Below are 4,415 nucleotides of genomic sequence, written 5' to 3'. Positions count from 1 at the left end.
CTGTCTTTAAGTGACAACTTCTATATATTAGCATTTAGAAAATCATCTGTCAACTGTTTTTTATTTTTTTTAATCTTTTTTAATATAAAGAAAACAGCTGAATTTCTTACAGCTGTTTTATATTACTATTTATATTTTCCTTTGTCAAGCATTTTGTAAAAGTTAATTAAATATTTTACACTGCCTTTACTTGGTAGTTTAATTCTTTTATTCTCTTCATGTCGTCTTCTATGCTTATGCCCTTTGTTGTAAGAAGCACTCCTGATATTGCTGCATTGGCTCCTGACTTGAAAGCTGATGTGCCAAACTCTTCCATGAGGGATCTTCCTCCTGCTAATCTTATTAAGGCCTTTGGCATGATGAACCTAAAGGTTGCACAAGTCCTATTTACTTCTTCCATTGATAGGGGTTCGTTGTTTTCAAGTGGCGTGTTCTTTATAGGGTTTAATAGGTTAATTGGTACTGAGTGGACATCTAGTTCTCTAAGTTCTAGTGCCATGTCAATCCTATCTGTGAAGTCTTCTCCTAGTCCTATTAGTCCACCTGAACAAATTTCCATTCCTGCATCTTGGGCTGCTTTTATTGTATTGATTTTTTGATCATAAGTATGTGTTGTGCAAATTTCTGGAAAGAAGTTTCTTGATGTTTCAAGGTTGTTGTGTATTCTTGTTATACCTGCTTCCTTTAATTTCTCAAAGGATTCTTCTGATATTATTCCACCTGATATACACACCTTTATATCTGGTGCTTCTTCGTATATTTTTTTTGTGATGCTACAAATCTTATCTATGTCTTTAGGTGTAAGTCCCTTTCCACTTGCTACCATTGAGTATCTAGGGATTCCTCTTCTGTATTTATCCAAGGCATCTTTTACTATTATCTCTTCATCTAAGAGGTCATATTCTTTTACATTTGTGTGATAGTGGGCTGATTGGGCACAGAACTTACAATTTTCTGAGCATTTACCGCTTTTTGCATTTATAATAGTACAAACATCGAAGTCATTGCCACAAAAGTATTCTCTAAGTTCGTCTGCTGCTGCAGTTAAACTTTCATAATCACTTTTGTAAACTTCTATTGCCTCTTCTCTCGTTATGACGTAGCCATCTTTTATTTTTTCTTTTAAGTTATTTATATCCATCTCTTCAACTCCTGAAAATTATTATATATTTCAGGAGTTCTATTGTCAATGTTAATTAGTTTTTAGTTAACATAATATTCAAAGACGCCAAATCTTATTTTTTCTCCCAATCCTCTAAACTTGCTTTCGTATTCGGTTACAATGTTTTGGGGATAGTCTTCAAGTTTCATATCGAAGTCTTCGATAAGTGTTGAGAAGCCTTCATCTTTAAAATAATCTAAGCTTTCTTCAAAGAGTTCAAGGTCGTCTGTCTTGAAATAAATTTGCGACTTTGGTTTTAAGATAACTTTATATTTTTCTAAGAACCTTGGATAAGTTAGTCTTCTCTTCTTATGTCTTAGCTTTGGCCAAGGGTTACAGAAGTTGATATAGATCCTGTCAAGTTCATCCTTGTCAAAGTAGTCTAAGATGTTTTCTGCATTAATTGGCATGGCCCTTACATTGGTAAGTTCTTCGTCAATTATTTTTCTCGTTGCATAAATTAGTGCGTTAGTTTCTATGTCTACCATTATATAATTTATATTTTTATTTCTTTTGGCTGACTCAATGGTAAAAGTTCCCTTGCCTGCACCAATCTCTAAGTAAATTGGATTGTCGTTGCCAAAGACTTCTTTCCACTTGCCCTTGTTCTCTTGGCCATTAAAAAAAACATAAGGGTTCTCAGCCATTTCAGGTATTGCAAAATGTTTTTTTCTAAGTCTCATTTTCATTCTCCTTTTTGTTCTATGGAATTATAACACAAGCTAACTTAGTGTCAACATGATTTATATTTTCTTTTAAAAATTTTTATTTTTTGCAAAAGAAAAAGCCATCCCCATTAGGTTTGGCTTTTAAAATTTATTTCCTTGCCCTTTATTAAATTTTATTATCTCACTTCTTCTTTGCCAGTCTGGTCCTTCCAGTTTTGTAATCTATGTCTACTCCTTTTTCGATGTTCTTTGCAAAGACTCTAAAGTTAATATTCTTGCCACCATCTTCTATGCTGTAGGCTTCAATAATAACTCCTCTTGCCACAAGTTCATCGTCTATAAAAACTGGCGTCACCCTATACCTAACCTTCTTACCTGTGTCCTTTATGTAAGAAGCAACAGCCTCTTCAAAGGGCAACATACCCTTAGTGTTAAATGACCTAGTCCCTGTCATAAGATTTTTCCAGTTGTCATTCTCTCCAGTCAACTGATAGGCGATAAGATGACACCTATTGTAAACTGCACCACCTTCAACAAAGTCATAAAACTTTTGATGCCAACCTGAAGGATGAACTTTTGATATATCACCTCTTGGCTTCTTGGGCATTGAGTCGGGACTTAAAAGTGCGTTGGCTGGTCCAACTCTATTTAAGTAATCTAAGTTTGAATAGTGGGCGAAGTCTGGTCCCATCTTTAAATCCTCTTCAGTAAATTGAGGTGGGTTTTTATCTATTTTATAATAGGTGCTTGATCCTTTGACCTCATAGGGATTGTAAAAACTTGGTATTAAGCTTTCTATTTTATCTAGGGACGAAGCCTGGTTATTGTTGTCAAGTTCTTGAAGACTTTCGTGACCAAATAAAACTCCAGCTATGGTAAGGACAAGACCAACAATGACCTTTAAGTTTTTATTTTTCTTCAATTCTTATCCCTTTCCTTTACTCACAAATCATTTATAAGATTTTCAATATTTTCTATTATATAGGATTCTATAAATTAAAAAAAGTTTATGACCTATCTTTTAGTTTTCAGTTTCTAAAGAATCTTAAAAAACTCCTTAGGACTTCACAAAAGAATTTATTAATAATATAATAGCCTTGTTTAATTTAAATGAATTATGTAGTTTACATAAAAACTTAGGAGGAAAAATGGAAAATCAAAATCACAAGCCTAGTCCATCTGGGGCTGCGCTTCTTCCCTTTCTTGTCTTTGTCATAGTCTACATGGCAACAGGAATTATATTAAATTCAATGGGCATTGAAATGGCATTTTACCAAGTGCCAGCACCAGTTTGCATCTTACCAGCAATTATACTTGCCTTTCTTATGTTCAAGGGAAGCGTCGACGACAAATTCACAGACTTTGTAAGAGGCTGTGGCGACGAAAATATTATTATAATGTGTCTCATCTATATCTTGGCTGGAGCCTTTGCAACAGTATCCAAGGAGTCAGGTGGAGTTGACTCAGTTGTAAATTTCGCCCTATCAATCATTCCCCTTGAATTTATAACAGGTGGAATTTTCTTAATAGGCTGCTTCATCTCTATATCAACAGGAACTTCTGTGGGAACTATCTCAACAGTTGGACCCATAGCAGTTGGACTTGCCCAAAAGGGAAACCTCCCAATGGCCTTGGTCTTGGGATCACTCGTTGGTGGTGCAATGTTCGGCGACAACCTTTCAGTTATTTCTGATACAACAATAGCTGCCACACGAACTCAAAATGTAGATATGAAGGACAAGTTTAAAGCCAACATAAAGATGGCGCTACCTGCAGCAATAATAACTTTTGTAATTTTGTTACTTGTTGGAAAGCCAGAAGTTCTTCCCACACTAGAGGACCGTCCCTACAACCCAGTCTTAATTATGCCTTACCTCTTTGTGCTTATTTCTGCAATAGCAGGTATGAATGTGTTTTTAGTTTTAACAAGCGGAATAATTTTATCAGGAATAATTGGGATAGCAACAGGAGGGCTTGACCTCATGACCTTTGCTCAAAACATCTTCACAGGTTTTTCAGGCATGTTTGAAATATTTTTATTGTCAATGCTAACTGGGGGCCTATCTTATACGGTTTCCAAAAACGGTGGAATAGAATGGCTAGTTCAAAAGATAAGAGGATTTGCAAGAGGGCAAAAATCTGCAGAAGTTTCTATCGCCCTCTTAACCCTATTGACTGACTCTGCAACTGCCAACAACACAGTGGCAATAATAATTGACGGACCAGTTGCAAAGGAAATATCTAAAGACTTCAAAATAGATCCAAGAAGATCGGCTGCCCTCTTAGATACCTTCTCCTGTGTCATGCAAGGGATAATACCTTACGGTGCACAGATCCTAATTGCAGCAGGTCTCACCAAAGAACTTGGCACCAACGCAGTTTCGCCAATGGAACTAATACCCTTCTTGTGGTATCAAGGAATCCTCGCCCTCTTTGCCATAGCATCTATCTTTGTTAGGTATGCAGACATAAGTGGTGAGTGGGATTTTGAAAAGGACAAGTTGAAAGAAGAAAATTAAATCACAAAATAGTACGAGAAAACCCCAGGCTTATGTGGTGACCCCATAAAGTTGGACCTAATACCA

General features: G+C 36.0%; 4 protein-coding genes. 1 reads left to right on the top strand and 3 read right to left on the bottom strand.

Annotated elements, in window-relative coordinates; genetic code table 11:
- Window positions 1–175: 175 nt before the first annotated feature.
- The 3 genes from bioB to HMPREF1864_RS05785 form a co-directional block, all read right to left on the bottom strand.
- Window positions 176–1,141 carry a biotin synthase BioB gene (bioB, locus tag HMPREF1864_RS05795; protein WP_062571887.1) on the bottom strand — a complete coding sequence of 322 codons (966 nt, stop codon included), beginning with the start codon at window positions 1,139–1,141 and terminating at the stop codon, window positions 176–178.
- A gap of 62 nt (window positions 1,142–1,203) precedes the next feature.
- The gene (trmB, locus tag HMPREF1864_RS05790) at window positions 1,204–1,845 is read right to left on the bottom strand and encodes a tRNA (guanosine(46)-N7)-methyltransferase TrmB (protein ID WP_062571886.1); all 642 of its coding nucleotides are present in this window, start codon (window positions 1,843–1,845) and stop codon (window positions 1,204–1,206) included.
- A 166-nt stretch (window positions 1,846–2,011) separates the two neighbouring features.
- On the bottom strand, window positions 2,012–2,752 hold the full coding sequence (locus tag HMPREF1864_RS05785) for a DNA/RNA non-specific endonuclease (RefSeq protein ID WP_062571885.1): 741 nt from the start codon (window positions 2,750–2,752) through the stop codon (window positions 2,012–2,014).
- Window positions 2,753–2,978: 226 nt separating this feature from the next.
- Between HMPREF1864_RS05785 and HMPREF1864_RS05780 the strand changes: the two genes are divergently transcribed.
- The gene (locus HMPREF1864_RS05780; RefSeq protein ID WP_062571884.1) at window positions 2,979–4,349 is read left to right on the top strand and encodes a Na+/H+ antiporter NhaC family protein; all 1,371 of its coding nucleotides are present in this window, start codon (window positions 2,979–2,981) and stop codon (window positions 4,347–4,349) included.
- The last annotated feature ends 66 nt before the right edge of the window (window positions 4,350–4,415 follow it).

Origin of the sequence: Peptoniphilus sp. DNF00840, from assembly GCF_001553125.1 — a bacterium.
Lineage (GTDB): Bacteria > Bacillota > Clostridia > Tissierellales > Peptoniphilaceae > Peptoniphilus_A > Peptoniphilus_A vaginalis.
This window is presented reverse-complemented; position numbering and strand designations above follow the sequence as displayed.

Bases quoted from the DNA above. Each gene is read 5' to 3' on its own strand.
- bioB (WP_062571887.1), bottom strand. From the start codon at position 1,141: ATGGATATAAATAACTTAAAAGAAAAAATAAAAGATGGCTACGTCATA.
- trmB (WP_062571886.1), bottom strand. From the start codon at position 1,845: ATGAGACTTAGAAAAAAACATTTTGCAATACCTGAAATGGCTGAGAAC.
- HMPREF1864_RS05780 (WP_062571884.1), top strand. From the start codon at position 2,979: ATGGAAAATCAAAATCACAAGCCTAGTCCATCTGGGGCTGCGCTTCTT.